Here is a 16,470-nt window from a genome sequence, read left to right as displayed (position 1 = left end):
TGTTCGCATACCGGCCCAGACCGGCCCGGCACCGGGTGACCCCTCGCCTCGGCGGGGTGCCGGGGCGGAGCGCCGACGCGGGATCCAAGAGGTTCACCGCATTGCGACGGCACACGGACCGGAGCGGAGCGGCTCCCTGACGGACGTCCCACCCGCACGCCGGTCTCCCGGGTCCCGACCTCGCCCGGCCGGCCGGTGCCCCCGTCGTGATCACCTCGCCGCCGTGTACGGCCCCGTGCACCGCCTTTCGCCCTCTCACCTCCGCCGACGTCATGCATGACGTCGAGATCCGCGAGCTCCGCGCCGCGTGCGCGGACCGGGTCACCGCCCCCTCCCCGCGCCGCCCTCACCGGACGCGCGCCGCCGCCGGCCCCGTCCCGTCTCGAGGCGGACACCGACACCCGTCGCGACAGCGAACGGGTCCGCCTCGCCCCCGAGGCCTCCACCGTCCGGGCCGCGACCGTCGCCGGCGGCTCCGCCTCCACCGCCCGGGAAGGCCGCACCGACGCCGCGTGAGGCAACAACAAGTTCCTCTGTCAGAAGCATTGACGAAACTCTCGGCCCGCTCCTACGGTCAACCGCGTCGTACTTCGTACGTCATATATGAGACGCGATACGCGAGATCTGATCCCGCGCAATCCGAGAGGCGCGCATGACCTCTGTGCCCACGCCGATCCCCTCACGCACGCAGTTCGTGCTGGAGGAGATCAAACGCCGCATCCTCACCGGCCGGTTCACACCGGGCCAGGCCCTGGTCGAGACCGACCTCGCCGCGCAGTTCGGGGTGTCCAAGACCCCGGTGCGCGAGGCGCTCAAGACCCTGGCCGGCACGGGTCTGGTCGTGATGAGCCAGTACAAGGGCGTCACGGTGCGCATGGTCGACGCGGACATGGCGCGCGAGGTGTACGACGTGCGGCTGCTCCTCGAACCCGAGGCGCTCAAGCGCGCGGTGCGCCGAGGGGCCTCCCTCGACGCAGCACGCGCCGCGCTGACCCGGGCCGACGGGGCCACGGACACCGCGGAACGCTCCCTGGCCAACCGCGAGTTCCACCGCGCCCTCTACGTGCCGTGCGGCAACCCGCTGCTCGGCCGGATGCTCGACGAGGTCCGTGACCAGGCCGCTCTGGTCTCCGCCGTCGCCTGGGCCGCCGACCCCTCCTGGGAGCGGGAGGCCAGCGAGCACCGGGAGATCCTGCGGCTCGCCCTCGGCGGGGACGCGGACGGCGCGGCGCGCGCCCTGCACTCGCACATCGCGTCGTTCGTGCGGCGGGCCTTCCCCGAAGCGGAGTTCGAGGCGGCCCCGGAAGCCCAGAAAGAGGACGGTCAGGCATGACAACGACGTTCGAGACCCAGCGGGCGGCCCTGGCCGACGTGGTGGCGATCCCGGTGACCCCGTTCGCCGAGGACGGCTCCGTCGACCCAGGCACCTACCGGGCCCTGCTGCGTCGTCTCCTCGACGGTGGCGTCACCACCCTCACCCCCAACGGCAACACCGGGGAGTTCTACGCCCTCACCCCCGAAGAGCGCCGTCTGGTCACCGAGCTGACCATGGAGGAGGCCGGCGGCCGCGCGGTGGTCCTGGTCGGCGTCGGACACGACGTGCCCACCGCCATCGACTCCGCGCGCCACGCACGGGACCTCGGCGCGCAGATGGTGATGGTGCACCAGCCCGTCCACCCCTACGTCTCCCAGAGCGGCTGGGTCGACTACCACCGCGCCATCGCCGAGGCGGTGCCCGACCTGGGCGTCGTCCCCTACATCCGCAACGACCGGCTCACCGGCGCCCGCCTCGCCGAACTCGCCGACTCCTGCCCCAACGTCATCGGCGTGAAGTACTCGGTGCCGGACGCCGCACGGTTCGCCGCGTTCGCCCGGGACGCGGGACTGGAACGGTTCGTGTGGGTGGCGGGGCTCGCCGAGCCGTACGCCCCCTCCTACTTCTCGGCCGGCGCCACCGGCTTCACCTCGGGCCTGGTCAACGTCGCCCCGTCCGTCTCGCTGAACATGATCGAGGCGCTGCGCTCCGGCGACTACCCGACCGCGATGAAGGTGTGGGAGCAGATCCGCCGCTTCGAGGAGCTGCGCGCCGCGAACAGCTCCGCCAACAACGTCACCGTCGTCAAGGAGGCCCTCGCCTCCCTCGGCCTGTGCCGCCGGGAGGTCCGCCCGCCGAGCAAGCCGCTGCCCGAGAACGAGCGCGCCGAAGTCGCCTCCATCGCCGCCGGATGGTCCATATGAAGTCCCCCGAAGAACTCCGCAGCCACCAGTGGTACGGCACCGACGGACTGCGCTCCTTCAGCCACCGCGCCCGCACCCGCCAGCTCGGCTACCTGCCCGAGGAGCACCTGGGCAAGCCCGTCATCGCGATCCTCAACACCTGGTCCGACATCAACCCCTGCCACGTCCACCTGCGCGACCGGGCGCAGGCCGTCAAGCGGGGCGTGTGGCAGGCCGGCGGCTTCCCCCTCGAATTCCCGGTCTCCACCCTCAGCGAGACCTTCCAGAAGCCGACCCCGATGCTCTACCGCAACCTCCTCTCGCTGGAGACCGAGGAACTGCTGCGGTCCTACCCGGTCGACGGGGCCGTGCTCATGGGGGGCTGCGACAAGTCCACCCCGGCGCTGCTGATGGGCGCCGCCAGCGCCGACCTGCCCACCGTGTTCGTGCCGGCCGGGCCCATGCTGCCCGGGCACTGGCGGGGTGAGACGCTCGGCTCCGGCACCGACATGTGGAAGTACTGGGACGACAAGCGGGCCGGTGTCATCGGGGACTGCGAGATGCAGGAACTGGAGAGCGGCCTGGCCCGCTCGCCCGGCCACTGCATGACGATGGGCACGGCCTCCACCCTGACCGCCGCCGCCGAAGCCCTCGGCGTCACCGTCCCGGGCGCCTCCAGCATCCCGGCCGTCGACTCCGGGCACGACCGGATGGCCGCCAGGGCCGGCATGACCATCGTCGACCTGGTCCACAAGGACCGGAAGCTGAGCGACATCCTCACCGCAGACGCCTTCGAGGACGCGGTCACCACCGTCCTCGGACTCGGCGGGTCCACCAACGCCGTCATCCACCTGATCGCCATGGCCGGACGTGCCGGGGTGAAACTCACCCTCGACGACTTCGACCGCGTCGCCCGCACCGTCCCGGTACTCGCCAACGTCCGCCCCGGCGGAGAGAAGTACCTGATGGAGGACTTCCACTTCGCGGGCGGACTGCCCGGCTTCCTCTCCCGCATCCCCGACCTGCTCCACCTGGACCGGCCCACCGTCTGCCACGACACCCTGCGCGAGCAGATCGCCGGCGCGCAGGTGCACGACGACGACGTCATCCGCACCCGCGACAACCCGGTCGCGGACGAGGGCGGAGTCGCCGTCCTGCGCGGCAACCTCTGCCCGGACGGCGCCGTCATCAAGCACATCGCCGCCGAACCGCACCTGCTGAAGCACACCGGTCGCGCCGTCGTCTTCGACGACTACAAGCAGATGCAGCGGACCATCAACGACCCCGCCCTGAACATCACCGCGGACAGCGTGCTGGTCCTGCGGGGCTCCGGCCCCAAGGGCGGCCCGGGCATGCCCGAGTACGGGATGCTGCCGCTCCCCGACCACCTGCTCAAGCAGGGCGTGCGGGACATGGTGCGGATCTCCGACGCCCGCATGAGCGGGACGAGCTACGGCGCGTGCGTCCTGCACATCGCCCCCGAGTCGCACGTCGGCGGGCCGCTGGCCCTGGTGCGCACCGGCGACACGATCACCCTCGACGTCGACAACCGCGTGCTCCGGCTCCACGTCGACGACGAGGAGCTCCAGCGGCGCAAGGCGCGGTGGACGCCGCCGCCCGCGCGCTACGAGCGCGGCTACGGCGCCCTCTACAACGACCAGATCACCCAGGCCGACACCGGCTGCGACTTCGAGTTCCTCGCCCGGCCGGGCACGGTCCAGGACCCCTACGCGGGCTGACCCGCCCCGTCCAGGCGGGCTCCCGCACACCCGCGAAGAAAGCGCTTCCCCCCCGCGTCACCAGCTCCTCCAGCACCTCAGCTCACGCACCGCACAGCACGTCCCGAGAAACGGAGAACAGTCATGGCCCAAGCCGCAGCCGTGGCGAAACCGCCCACGCCACCCCGGCGGCGCCGTGCCTCCGCCACGCCCCGCAAGCTCCCCTACCTGCTGATCGCGCCGGCCGCCCTGCTCATGCTGGGGTTCATCGCCTACCCGGTCCTCAGCGTCTTCTACTACAGCCTGCAGGACTACAACCCCACCAAGCCCTGGCGGAACGGCTTCGCGGGCTTCGAGAACTTCACCCGCATCTTCACCGAGGACCCGCTCTTCTGGGACACCCTCGTCTTCAGCGCCAAGTGGGTGTTCGTCGAGGTCGGCCTGCAGCTGCTGTTCGGTCTCGCCCTCGCCCTCATCGTCAACCAGACCTTCGTCGGCCGGGCCCTCGGCCGCGCCCTGGTCTTCTCACCGTGGGCCGTCTCCGGCGTGCTGACCTCCGCGATCTGGGTGCTGCTCTACAACTCCCAGACCGGCATCACCCGGTACCTGGCGGACATGGGCATCGGCGACTACGGAGTCAGCTGGCTGTCGGACACCGCCACCGTCTTCCCGGCCGTGGTCGTCGCCGACCTGTGGCGCGGTGTCCCCTTCTTCGCGATCCTCATCCTCGCCGACCTCCAGTCCGTCTCCAAGGACCTGTACGAGGCCGCCGAGGTCGACGGGGCGAGCCGCTTCAAGCAGTTCATCCACATCACCCTGCCGCACCTGAAGGACGCCATCATCCTGTCCACGCTGCTGCGCGCGGTGTGGGAGTTCAACAACGTCGACCTGCTCTACACGCTGACCGGCGGCGGACCGGCGGGCGAGACCACGACCCTGCCGCTCTACATCGCCAACACCTCGGTGGACGCACACGACTTCGGCTACGCGTCGGCCCTGACGACGGTCGCGTTCGTGATCCTGCTCTTCTGCTCGATGGTCTACCTGCGCCTGAGCAAGTTCGGAGGCGAGAAGTGATCACCAAGGAGGCCACCGTGGCCGCCCCCGCGCCCCTGCCGGCCGCCCCCGAACCGCCGCGTCCGGCGAGGAAGACGCGCCGGGCCTGGGACGAGGCACCCCGCTGGCAGATCTACCTGCCGCTCGGCATCTACCTCGTCTTCACCCTCATCCCCTTCTACTGGATCCTGCTCTTCGCGCTCCGCCCGGCCGGCTCCACCTCGCTGGTGCCCTGGCCGATGACCACCGTCCACTTCGAGAAGGTCTGGACGGACCGCGGATTCGGCACCTTCTTCTACAACAGCGTGCTGGTCGGCGTCGTCACCCTGCTCATGACGACCCTGGTCGCACTGGCCGGCGGCTACGCCCTCGCCCGGTTCGACTTCAAGGTCAAGCGGGCCTTCATGCTGGCCCTGCTCTGCTCCCAGTTCGTGCCCGGAGCGCTGCTCCTGGTCCCGCTGTTCGAGATCTTCGCCGGCCTGCAGATGATCAACTCGCTGGTCAGCGTCATCATCGCCGAGACGGTGTTCCAGCTGCCCCTGTCGATGATCCTGATCAGCAACTTCATCAAGAACGTGCCGTACTCCCTGGAGGAGGCCGCCTGGGTCGACGGCTGCAACCGGTTCCGGGCCTTCCGCGTGGTCGTCCTGCCCCTGCTGCGGCCCGGTCTGATCGCCGTCGGATCCTTCGCCTTCGTCCACTCCTGGAACCACTTCCTGTTCGCCCTGATGTTCCTCAACAACCAGGAGAAGCAGACCATCCCGGTCGGCCTCAACACCCTGATGAGCGCGGACAGCGTCGACCTCGGCGCACTCGCTGCCGGCGGCATCATCGCGGCCGTCCCCGTGGTGATCGTGTTCGCCTTCATCCAGAAGTGGCTGATCACCGGGTTCAGCGCGGGGGCGGTGAAGGGATGACCGCGACCGGCCGCGGGACGGTTTCCGTCCCGCCCCTCCCCGTCGTCCTCGCCGGTGCCCGCGGCCACGGCCGCTGGCACGTCGAGAACATCCGCCGGCTCGAGGCGAAGGGAATCGTCACGCTGGCCGGCATCTGTGAGCTCACCCCGCTCACCGAGGACGAGTTCGGCGGCGAACTTCCCGAGCAGTCGCCCGACTTCGGCGCCCTGCTCGACTCCACCGGCGCCCGCGTCGCGGTCATCTGCACCCCGATCCCCACCCACACCGACCTCGCCCTCACGGCCGCCGCCCGGGGCGTGCACATCCTGCTGGAGAAGCCGCCCGCACCCTCGTACGCGGAGTTCCGGCGGATGGCCGACGGGGTCGCCGCGGCCGGCGTCGCCTGCCAGATCGGCTTCCAGTCCCTGGGCTCGCACGCCGTGCCCGCGATCCGCGAACTGGTCGCCGAGGGCGCCGTCGGACGGGTGGTGGGCATCGGCGGGGCCGGCGCCTGGGTGCGGCCCGAGGCGTACTTCCGGCGGGCCCCCTGGGCGGGCCGGCGCCGGCTGAACGGCGTCGACGTGATCGACGGGGCGCTCACCAACCCCCTCGCCCACGCCGTCGCCACCGCCCTCGCCCTCGCCGGGAGCACCCGCGCCGAGGACGTCGCCGGCATCGAGACCGAGCTGCTGCGCGCCAACGACATCGAGTCCGACGACACCTCCTGCGTGCGCGTCACCACCGCGCGGGGCGGTTCGGTCACCGTCGCCGCGACGCTGTGCGCGGAGCGGGCGGACGAGCCGTACGTCATGGTGCACGGCACCAGCGGACGGATCACCTTCTGGTACAAGCAGGACCGCGTGCTGCTCCAGCGCGCCGGCCACGGGCCCGAGGAGACCCGGTACGGCCGCACCGACCTGCTGGAGAACCTCGCCGCCCACCTCACCGACGGCACACCCCTGCTGGTCACCCCGGACGGGACGGGCGCCTTCATGCAGGTCGTCGAGGCCATCCGCAAGGCCCCCGACCCGGCCCCGCTGCCCGACGGCGCCTGGCACCGCGTCCCCGGCGAGGAACGCCGGGTCGTGCCGGGCGTCGACGGCCTCGTCGCGGCGGCCGCCGACACCCTGTCCCTCTACTCCGAGCTGGGCGCCCCCTGGGCGCTGCCCGCCCACCACCTGCCGAAAGAGGTGAGCACCCGATGACCGGCGACGACCTGGTGCTGCGCGTCGCGGGCCGGCCCGTCGGCCGGTACGTCACCCGGCCGGGACTGCCCACCCGGCTCTCGCCGCGGCCCTACCTGCACCCCGTCACCACCCTGGCCGGCACGGCCGTCACCGAGCTCAGCCCGGCCGACCACGCACACCACCTCGGCGTCGGTGTCGCCGTTCCCGACGTCGAGGGGTTCAACTTCTGGGGCGGGCGCACCTACGTCCGCGACCGGGGGCCCACCGAGCTGGACAACCACGGCTCCCAGCGGCACACCGCCTACCAGCTGCGCGACCCCGACGGGTTCGTCGAGGAGCTGCGCTGGACGGCCGAGCCCGGCGAACTGCTGCGCGAGCGCCGCACCGTCGCCGCCACCGAACTCACCGACACCGCCTGGGCGCTGGACCTCACCTTCTCCCTCACCAACATCACGCCGGGCCCGCTGTCCATCGGCAGCCCCGCCACCAACGGCCGCCCCGGCGCCGCCTACGGCGGCTTCTTCTGGCGGGCCCGCAAGGAGGAGACGGCCCCGGACGTCTTCACCGCCCGCGCCGAGGGCGTGGACGAGGTCCACGGCGGGACCGCCGACTGGATCGCCCTCGCCGGCTCCACCTGGACCCTGGTCTTCGCCGGGGTCACCGCACCGACCCGGCAGGACCCCTGGTTCGTCCGCACCGCGGAATATCCCGGTGTGGGCTCCTCCCTCGCCCACGACGCCCGGCTGTCCCTCCCGCCCGGTGAGACCGTGGTCCGCAGGATCGTCACCGTCGTCGCCGACGGCCGGCTCACCCGCGGCGAGGCCGGGGCCCTGGCCCGCAAGGCGGTGAACGCGTGAGCGCCGACCCGACGGAGGCCACCTACCGCAACCCGGTCCTGAACGCCGACTGGTCCGACCCCGACGTGATCCGCGTCGGTGACGACTTCTACCTGACCGCCTCCAGCTTCGGCCGCGTCCCCGGACTTCCCCTGCTGCACTCCCGCGACCTGGTCAACTGGACCCTCGTCGGGCACGCCCTGCAACGCCTGGAACCCGAGGCCGAGTTCGCCGCGCCCCGGCACGACTGCGGGGTCTGGGCACCCGCCCTGCGCCACCACGACGACCGCTTCTGGATCTTCTGGGGCGACCCCGACCAGGGCATCTTCCAGGTCAACTCCCCACAGATCCGCGGTCCGTGGACCGAGCCGCTGCTGGTGAAGGCGGGCAAGGGCCTGATCGACCCCTGCCCCCTGTGGGACGAGGAGACCGGCGAGGCGTACCTCGTGCACGGCTGGGCCAAGTCCCGCTCCGGCGTCAAGAACCGCATCACCGGCCACCGGATGCACCCGCACGGCACCGGACTCCTCGACGAGGGCGAGGTGATCGTCGACGGCGACCGCATCCCCGGCTGGTTCACCCTGGAGGGACCCAAGCTCTACCGGCACGACGGCTGGTTCTGGATCCTCGCCCCGGCCGGGGGAGTGGAGACCGGCTGGCAGGGCGCCTTCCGCTCCCGCGCCTTCTTCGGCCCGTACGAGGAGAAGGTCGTCCTCGAGCAGAAGGACACCGACGTCAACGGCCCCCACCAGGGCGGCTGGGTGCGCACCCCGTCCGGCGAGGACTGGTTCCTGCACTTCCAGCAGCGCGGCGCGTACGGCCGTGTCGTGCACCTCCAGCCGATGCGCTGGGATGCCGAGGGATGGCCGGTGCTCGGCGACGACGGCGCCCCCGTCGCCGAGCACCGGCGCCCGGACCTGCCCCCGCAGCCGCCCGCCGCGCCCGCCACCGACGACGACTTCCCCGGCGGACGCCACGGCCGGCAGTGGCAGTGGACCGCCAACCCCCGGGACGGCTGGGCCACCCAGCACTCCGCCGACGGGCTGCGGCTCACCTGCGTCCGCACGGCCGACGCGCACGACCTGCGCACACTCCCCAACGTCCTCACCCAGCGGCTGCCCGGCACCCCGTGCACGGTCGAGGTGGAGCTACGGCTCGACAGCGAGGAACCCGGTGCCCGCGCGGGGCTCACGGTCCTCGGGGACGCCTACCGCTGGATCGGACTCCAGCGGGACACGGACGGCACGGTGCACCTGGTGCACCGGTTCGCCGAAACGGTCGCCATCGGGGCACCTCCCACGCCTTCAGGGCAGTGGGGGAGGGAACGGGACGCCGACCGTCCGCGGTCCGCTCCGGACGGCCGGGCACGGCTGCGCATCGACATCGACGACGGTGCGCGCTGCCGCTTCTCGTACGACACCGGGGAGGGCCCGCGCCCCTCCGGTCAGGTCTTCGCCGCCACGCCATGGCGCTGGGTCGGTGCCCTGCTCGGTCTGGTCGCCCTGGCGCCCTCCGGTCAGGGGCACGCCGGCACCGCCACGTTCACGCAGTTCAGGATCAGTATCCAGAAGAAGAGAGCCGACCAATGAAGATCAGCATTCTCGGAAGCAGCACCGGCAGAGGCCGCCGCACCTCGGCCGCCGTCGCCCTCGGGGCCGTGCTCGCCCTGACCGCCACCGCCTGCGGGGACGACGGCGGCGGCGCGGGCGGCGACGGCGCCGAGGGCAGCGGCAAGGGGAAGATCGTCTTCTGGGACAACAACGGCGGTGTCCGCACCGAGATCTGGAAGGAGACCATCGCCGACTTCGAGAAGGCCAACCCGGACATCGACGTCCAGTACGTCGGCATCGCCTCCACCGAGTACCAGTCGAAGGTCGACACCGCCATCCAGGCCGACGGCCTGCCGGACGTCGGCGGCATCAGCGCCTCGATGCTCGCGGGCTTCGCCGCGCAGGGCGCGCTCGACCCGCTGGACGAGCGGCTGGAGGGGTCGTCCCTGAACGGCAAGCTCAACAAGGACCTGGTCGAGTCGCTGCGGGCGGCCGGCGGCGGCGACGACAAGCTGTACTCCGTCCCGACCTCCGCCAACAACGGCGTCCTCTACTACCGCACCGACCTGTTCGAGAAGGCGGGCCTGGAGGAGCCGACCACCTGGGACCGGTTCTTCGAGGCGGCGGAGAAGCTCACCGACAAGGGCGGCAACAAGTTCGGGTACACCATCCGCGGTGGCGCCGGTTCGATCGCCCAGGCCCTGGACGCGATGTACGGGCAGTCCGGCATCACCTCGTTCTGGGACTCCACGGGCAAGAAGACGACGGTCAACGACCCGAAGAACGTCGCGGCGCTGGAGAAGTACGCGGGCCTGTTCAAGAAGGTCACGCCCGCAGCCGACCTCAACAACGACTTCACCAAGATGGTCGCGCAGTGGGACTCCGGCGAGATTGGCATGCTGAACCACAACCTGGGCTCGTACCAGGATCACGTGAAGGCGCTCGGGGCCGACAAGTTCCGGGGCATCCCGCAGCCCGTCGGGCCCGACGGCAAGCGGGTGCAGGTCTCCAACCCGGTCGACGGCGTCGGCCTGTTCAAGAGCTCCAAGAACAAGGAGGCCGCCTGGAAGTTCATCGAGTTCGCCACCTCGGCGGAGTCCAGCTCGAAGTTCAACGAGTCGGCGGGGCAGGTGCCGGCGCACCTGGACGCGGCGAAGGCCGACTGGATCGCGAAGGCGGAGCCCACGAAGCTGGCTGCGGACGCGCTGACGGACGGGTCGACGACCATCGTGCAGCTGCCGTACTACCTGCCGGACTGGAACACGCTGTCCAAGGCGGAGAGCGAGCCGAACTTCCAGAAGGTGCTGCTCGGGGACATGAGCGCGAAGGACTTCCTGGACGGGCTGGCCGAGAAGCTGAACGAGGCACAGGCCGAGTGGGACGAGCAGATGGGCTGACCTGACCGTCCGTTCCGCCGTGGGGCGGCCCCCGGTTCCCGGGCCGCGGTCCGCCCCCGGCCGGTCGCGCCCACGTGGCGGGGCCGCATCGACGCAGCCCCACGTCCCCAGGCGGGTCCGTCCCCCACTCAGTCGAAAGGGCCACCGGCATGTCACTCAGCCGCAGACAGGTCGCCTCCGCTGCCGTCGCTTCCCTGCCCCTGGCGTTCGCCGCGGCCGGCGTCGCCCATGCCGGTGGACGCCGGCACCGCACCCTCTACATCGCCGGTGACTCCACCGCGGCCCAGAAGTACGCCGACGCCGCCCCGGAGACCGGGTGGGGCATGGCGTTGCCGTTCCTGCTGCACCGGCATCTCGACGTCGCCAACCACGCCGTGAACGGACGGAGTTCGAAGAGCTTCGTCGACGAGGGGCGGCTGGAGCGGATCCTCTCCTCGATCCGGCCCGGCGACCTCCTGCTGGTCCAGTTCGCGCACAACGACGAGAAGAGCGCCGACCCCAGCCGCTACACCGAGCCCTGGACGACGTACCAGGAGTACCTGCGGATGTACCTCGACGGGGCGCGGGCCCGGGGCGCCCGGCCCGTGCTGGCCACCGCCGTCGAGCGGCGGCGCTTCGACGCGGACGGGCGGGCCGTGCCCAGCCACGGGGAGTACCCGGCGGCGATGCGGTCGCTGGCGCGCCGGGAGCGGGTTCCGCTGCTCGACGTCCAGGCGCTGTCACTGGCGCTGTGGCAGGAGCTCGGGGCCGAGGAGACCAAGAAGTACTTCAACTGGACGGCGTCCGAGCAGGACAACACGCACTTCAACCCGCCGGGCGCGATCGCCGTGGCGCGGCTGGCCGCCCGGGAGCTGCTGCGCACCCGGGTGCTCGCGCCGCGCGACGTGCGGCGGCTGGACGCGGAGATCCCCGAGGCGTGGATCACCTGGCCGCAGGCCGTCGCGTAACACCCCCGGACCACGAGAAGGAGAGCCGCACCATGAGCACATCTGGATGGCATGGGCATGCCATAGTGAGAGCCGCCTCGCTGGCCGGCTGCACCGCCCTCGTCCTGGCGCTGACCGGCACGGGCGCCCAGGCGCACTCCCCCTCGCACCACCACCGTGACCCCGCCCGGCAGACGCTGGGCGCGGGCGACGGCTGGGCCTCCCACGGCACCGGCACCACCGGAGGCGCCGCCGCCGACCGCGAGCACGTGTACACCGTGCGCACCTGGGCCGAGTTCAAGGCGGCCCTGGCGGACGGCGGAGACGCACCGAGGATCATCAAGGTGAAGGGGACCATCGACGCGGTCTTCGAGGGCTGCGAGGCGTTCGCCGCGCCCGGCTACGACTTCGACGCCTACCTGGAGGCGTACGCGCCGGAGACCTGGGGCCTGGAGCAGGACCTGAGCGCCGAGCCGGACGACAGCCCGGAAGGGCTGCGCAGGGCCTCCGCCGCCGCCCAGGACACCGCCATCAAGGCGAACGTCCCCTCCAACACCACGATCATCGGGGTCGGCCGGAACGCCGGCATCAAGGGCGCCAGCCTGCAGATCAAGGGCGTGGACAACGTCATCGTCCGCAACCTCACCCTGGAGAGCCCTCTCGACTGCTTCCCGCAGTGGGACCCGACCGACGGCGACAAGGGCAACTGGAACTCCGAGTACGACACCGCCGTCGTGTACGGCTCCACCCATGTGTGGCTGGACCACAACACCTTCACCGACGGCGAGCACCCCGACAGCGAGGCCCCGACCCACTTCGGCATGCTGTACCAGCAGCACGACGGAGAACTGGACATCGTCCGGGGCGCCGACCACGTCACCGCCTCCTGGAACGTCTTCACCGAGCACGACAAGACGATCCTCATCGGCAACAGCGACAGCGAGTCCACCGCCGCCGGCGACCGGGGCAGGCTGAAGGTGACCTTCCACCACAACCTGTTCTCCGGCCTGGTCGAGCGCGCCCCGCGCGTCCGCTTCGGCCAGGTCGACGTCTACAACAACCACTTCGTGGCCGAGGCCGGCTACTCCTACAGCTTCGGCATCGGCAAGGAATCCCAACTCGTCGCCGAGCACAACGCCTTCACCCTGGCGAAGGGCATCGGCCCGGCCAAGATCCTCAAGCGGTGGAACGACTCGCCGCTCACCGCCCGCCACAACCTCGTCAACGGCAGGCCGACCGACCTGATCGCCGCACACAACGCCGAGCTCCCCGGCACACCCCTGAGGTCCGGCGCCGGCTGGACGCCCACCCTGCGCACCGCGGTCCACCCGGCGTGGGCGGTCCCGGCCCTGGTCAAGCACGGCGCGGGGGCCGGCCGCATCGGCTGACCCCCGCCCACAGCCGGCCGGTGCGGTCCGCCCCCACTGCGGCCCGCACCGGCCGCCACCCAAGGAGCACCCGCATGCCCTCGTCCCTGTCCCGCAGGAACTTCCTGCTCACCGGCGCCACGGCCGGTACCGCGCTCGCCCTGTCCGCCGTGTCCGCCGCGCCCGCGCAGGCGGGCCACCGGCCCCGCGGCCCGTTCGGCCGCTACGGCTCACCGTCCGCCCGCCTCACCCCCCGCACTTTGTACGTCCACCCGCGCGGCGCCGGCGACTTCACCGGCGTCCGGGCCGCCGTCACCGCCGCGACCGGCACCGGACGGACCCTGGTCATCGCGCCCGGGGTCTACCGCGAGACCGTCTCCGTCGACGCCGACCGCACCGGCATGACCTGGATCGGCGCCTCGGAGGATCCCCGCGACGTGGTGATCGTCTACGACAACGCGGCCGGCACGCCCAGGCCCGACGGCACCGGCACCCTCGGCACCTCCGGCTCGGCCACCACCACCCTGCGCCCCGACGGCTTCACCGCCCGCTGGATCACCTTCGCCAACGACTGGCTGCGCGGCGACCTCCCCGGCACCAGCGGCACCCAGGCCGTCGCCCTCAAGGTGCAGGGCGACCGCAGCGCCTTCACCCACTGCCGGTTCCTCGGCCACCAGGACACCCTGTACGCCGACTCGACGTCCCTGGGCACCTTCGCCCGCCAGTACTTCGCCCACTGCTACGTCGAGGGCGACGTCGACTTCGTCTTCGGCCGTGCCACCGCCGTCTTCGAACACTGCCACTTCCGCACCCTGATCCGCCCCGACCTCACCAGCGCCCCGTACGGCTTCGTCTTCGCGCCCTCCACCGCCGGCGCCAACCCCCACGGCTACCTGGTGACCAGGAGCAGGATCAGCAGCGAGGCCCCCGACGGGTACTACAAGCTGGCCCGCCCCTGGGTGCCCAGCTCCGACCCCACGGCCCGCCCGATGCTCACCGTCCGGGAGACCCGGCTCGGTGCCGGCATCGACGCGGTCGCGCCGTACACGAACATGTCCAGCGGCCACCCCTGGCAGGAGCAGCGGTTCGCCGAGTACCGCAACACCGGCCCCGGCGCGGTGATCGACGTGCCCGGCAACCGGCCCCAGCTGTCCCGCGCCGAGGCCGCCTCCCACACCCGGGAGACGTTCCTGGGCGACTGGAGGCCCCGCGGGTGACCTCCGTCCCGGGCCCGCCCGGCCTGCACCAGGCGCTCAAGGAGGACCTGACCTTCCCGCTCGCCTGGGGCACCTCGCCCGTCCGCGACGTCGCGCGGTGGCGCCGGGAGGCCCGGACCGTGGTCGAGCGGCACCTGATCGTGCCGGAGCAGCACGCGGTCCCGTACGCGCCCGAGTACACGAGCGGACCTGATGCGGACGGGTACCGGCGGGAACTGGTGACGCTCTCGCTCACCCGCCGCACCCGGGTGGGCGGCGCCCTGCTCACCCCGCACGGTACCGGCCCCTTCCCGGCCGTCCTGCTGCTCCACGACCACGGCTCCCGCTTCGACATCGGCAAGGAGAAGTGCGTCCGGCCCTGGTACGACGACGCCCGGCTCGCCTCCGCCGAGGAGTGGGCCGGGCGGTACTACGGCGGCCGCTTCACCGGCGACGAACTCGCCCGGCGCGGCCACGTCGTGCTCTGCCTGGACGGGCTCGGCTGGGGCGAGCGCGGCCCGCTCGCGTACGAGCAGCAGCAGGCGCTGGCGAGCGACCTCTACCACCTCGGCTCCTCCCTCGCCGGACTCCACGCCCGGGAGGACCAGCGGGCCGCCGCCTTCCTCGCGGGGCTGGACCGGGTGGACGCCCGCCGGGTCGCCGCCGTCGGCTTCTCCATGGGCGGCTACCGCGCCTGGCAGGCCGCGGCGCTCAGCGACCACGTCGCGGCGGCGGCGAGCGTGTGCTGGATGACCGGGCTCAAGGAGATGATGGTGCCCGGCAACAACACCCTGCGCGGGCAGTCGGCGTTCCACATGCTCCACCCCGGGCTCGCCCGCCACCTCGACATCCCCGACGTGGCGGCCATCGCGGCACCGAAACCGATGCTGTTCCTCCACGGCGGACGCGACCCCCTGTTCCCCGCCGACGGCGTGCGGGCCGCGTACGACAGGCTGCGCGCCGTCTGGCGCGCCTGCGACGCCGGGGAACGGCTGCGGCTGGAGACCTGGCCCGAGCACGGCCACGCCTTCGACGCCGGGATGCAGGACGAGGTGTACGCCTGGCTGGCCTCCGTCCTGTGAGCGGGCCGGACCCGGGAGGACGGGTACGGGAACGCCCCCGCCGGTCGTCACCGGCGGGGGCGTTCTGCGGGCCGGCCGAGTGGGGGCTCGGTCACGGCCTCCGGTGCGCGTCCGAGGGGGGCTCGGACGACGCGAACCGGCCCGGGGGGCCGGGCCGGCCGATCACTTGTAGGTGATGTCCGACGCCTTGAAGTTGCAGGCCTTGCCGTACGGGCCGACCGGCGACAGCTTCTTGGGCTCCTTGCCGCTGCTGTTGCCCGTGTAGCGGGCGCAGGTCTCGATCTTCTTCTTGCCGTCCCCGTGGATGCGGACGTTGCGCAGGGTCGCCGTGTCGCCGTAGTTCTCGTTGACGCCGACGATCGACTTGCCGGGTGCGACCACGTCGATGTCGTTCAGCACGATCGTACGCTTGTACTGCTTCTTGCAGTTGCCGCAGGAGCGCACCAGCTTGCCGAAGTCCTCCACCCGGAAGCCGGTCACGGTGAGCGTGCCGGCGCCGTTGAACTGCAGCACCTTGTCGTCGGCCTTCTTCGCGCCGCCGCCGATCACCTTGTACTGCGCCGACGACGACGTGCCCTTGAAGCTGGCCGCGTCCTCGCCGACGTCCAGCCACCACACGTTCTGCAGGGTGCAACTGCCCTTGCAGTGCACGCCGTCGGCGGCGGGGGTGCCGATGATGACGTTCTTCAGCGTGGCACCGTCGGCCAGCTCGAAGACGGGGTCCTGGCCCTCGTCCTGGCTGTCGCCGCCCAGGGCGCCGGTGCCGTAGAACTTCTTCATGCCGCCGTCGTAGACACCGGAGACCGGGACGGTCTTCGACACCGGCTTGCTGCCCGTGTCGGACGGCCAGGTCGAGGCGGCGCCCGCGGTCGACAGCATCGACGTGGTGACGATCGCGGCGCCCGTGATGCCGAGCGCGGACATCCCGGCGATCAGGGCCCGCCGCTTGGTGGTGCGGCGGCGGTGGGAAGCGCGCTGTTCGGCTCGTGCAGTCATGCCCGATTCCTTGCGTAAGGGAGTTGGTACGTCTCCTGGTCGCCAC

15 protein-coding genes are annotated in these 16,470 nt (G+C 71.8%); 14 read left to right on the top strand and 1 reads right to left on the bottom strand.

What is annotated here, in order from left to right; all coding sequences use genetic code 11:
* Positions 1-276 precede the first annotated feature (276 nt).
* From ACZ6A9_RS04895 to ACZ6A9_RS04830, 14 genes are all read left to right on the top strand, one after another.
* Positions 277-516 carry a hypothetical protein gene (locus tag ACZ6A9_RS04895; RefSeq protein WP_468978480.1) on the top strand — a complete coding sequence of 80 codons (240 nt, stop codon included), beginning with the start codon at positions 277-279 and terminating at the stop codon, positions 514-516.
* A gap of 136 nt (positions 517-652) precedes the next feature.
* Positions 653-1,333: a GntR family transcriptional regulator gene (locus ACZ6A9_RS04890; protein ID WP_468978478.1), complete on the top strand. Its 681-nt coding sequence runs from the start codon at positions 653-655 to the stop codon at positions 1,331-1,333.
* On the top strand, positions 1,330-2,238 hold the full coding sequence (locus tag ACZ6A9_RS04885) for a dihydrodipicolinate synthase family protein (protein WP_468978476.1): 909 nt from the start codon (positions 1,330-1,332) through the stop codon (positions 2,236-2,238). Before ACZ6A9_RS04890 ends, ACZ6A9_RS04885 begins: the two co-directional genes overlap by 4 nt.
* Positions 2,226-3,956, top strand: a complete 1,731-nt coding sequence (gene araD, locus ACZ6A9_RS04880) for an L-arabinonate dehydratase (RefSeq protein WP_468978473.1) — start codon at positions 2,226-2,228, stop codon at positions 3,954-3,956. Before ACZ6A9_RS04885 ends, araD begins: the two co-directional genes overlap by 13 nt.
* 123 nt (positions 3,957-4,079) lie before the next feature.
* A complete protein-coding gene (locus ACZ6A9_RS04875; protein ID WP_468978471.1) occupies positions 4,080-5,012 on the top strand; it encodes a carbohydrate ABC transporter permease in 933 nt (310 codons plus the stop codon).
* Positions 5,009-5,908: a carbohydrate ABC transporter permease gene (locus ACZ6A9_RS04870; protein ID WP_468978468.1), complete on the top strand. Its 900-nt coding sequence runs from the start codon at positions 5,009-5,011 to the stop codon at positions 5,906-5,908. The genes ACZ6A9_RS04875 and ACZ6A9_RS04870 overlap by 4 nt, the downstream gene beginning before the upstream one ends.
* The gene (locus ACZ6A9_RS04865; RefSeq protein ID WP_468978465.1) at positions 5,905-7,092 is read left to right on the top strand and encodes a Gfo/Idh/MocA family protein; all 1,188 of its coding nucleotides are present in this window, start codon (positions 5,905-5,907) and stop codon (positions 7,090-7,092) included. Before ACZ6A9_RS04870 ends, ACZ6A9_RS04865 begins: the two co-directional genes overlap by 4 nt.
* A complete protein-coding gene (locus ACZ6A9_RS04860; RefSeq protein WP_468978461.1) occupies positions 7,089-7,931 on the top strand; it encodes a DUF6807 domain-containing protein in 843 nt (280 codons plus the stop codon). Before ACZ6A9_RS04865 ends, ACZ6A9_RS04860 begins: the two co-directional genes overlap by 4 nt.
* Positions 7,928-9,499 carry a glycoside hydrolase family 43 protein gene (locus ACZ6A9_RS04855; RefSeq protein WP_468978456.1) on the top strand — a complete coding sequence of 524 codons (1,572 nt, stop codon included), beginning with the start codon at positions 7,928-7,930 and terminating at the stop codon, positions 9,497-9,499. Before ACZ6A9_RS04860 ends, ACZ6A9_RS04855 begins: the two co-directional genes overlap by 4 nt.
* Entirely contained in the window at positions 9,496-10,857 is a 1,362-nt protein-coding gene (locus ACZ6A9_RS04850; protein WP_468978454.1) for an ABC transporter substrate-binding protein, read from the top strand. The genes ACZ6A9_RS04855 and ACZ6A9_RS04850 overlap by 4 nt, the downstream gene beginning before the upstream one ends.
* A gap of 149 nt (positions 10,858-11,006) precedes the next feature.
* Positions 11,007-11,804, top strand: coding sequence for a rhamnogalacturonan acetylesterase (locus ACZ6A9_RS04845; protein ID WP_468978450.1), 798 nt, complete (start codon positions 11,007-11,009; stop codon positions 11,802-11,804).
* Positions 11,805-11,836: 32 nt separating this feature from the next.
* Positions 11,837-13,171 (top strand): pectate lyase family protein, encoded by a 1,335-nt coding sequence (locus ACZ6A9_RS04840; RefSeq protein WP_468978446.1) that lies wholly within the window; start codon positions 11,837-11,839, stop codon positions 13,169-13,171.
* A gap of 74 nt (positions 13,172-13,245) precedes the next feature.
* Complete coding sequence (locus tag ACZ6A9_RS04835; RefSeq protein ID WP_468978442.1) at positions 13,246-14,367, top strand: pectinesterase family protein; 1,122 nt, start codon at positions 13,246-13,248, stop codon at positions 14,365-14,367.
* Positions 14,364-15,428, top strand: a complete 1,065-nt coding sequence (locus tag ACZ6A9_RS04830) for a dienelactone hydrolase family protein (protein ID WP_468978440.1) — start codon at positions 14,364-14,366, stop codon at positions 15,426-15,428. Before ACZ6A9_RS04835 ends, ACZ6A9_RS04830 begins: the two co-directional genes overlap by 4 nt.
* Before the next feature lie 162 nt (positions 15,429-15,590).
* Here ACZ6A9_RS04830 and ACZ6A9_RS04825 read toward each other — a convergent pair whose 3' ends face one another.
* Complete coding sequence (locus ACZ6A9_RS04825; protein ID WP_468978438.1) at positions 15,591-16,424, bottom strand: pectate lyase; 834 nt, start codon at positions 16,422-16,424, stop codon at positions 15,591-15,593.
* Positions 16,425-16,470: the final 46 nt, after the last annotated feature.

This window comes from Streptomyces sp. NPDC041124 (genome assembly GCF_055592385.1).
This window is presented reverse-complemented; position numbering and strand designations above follow the sequence as displayed.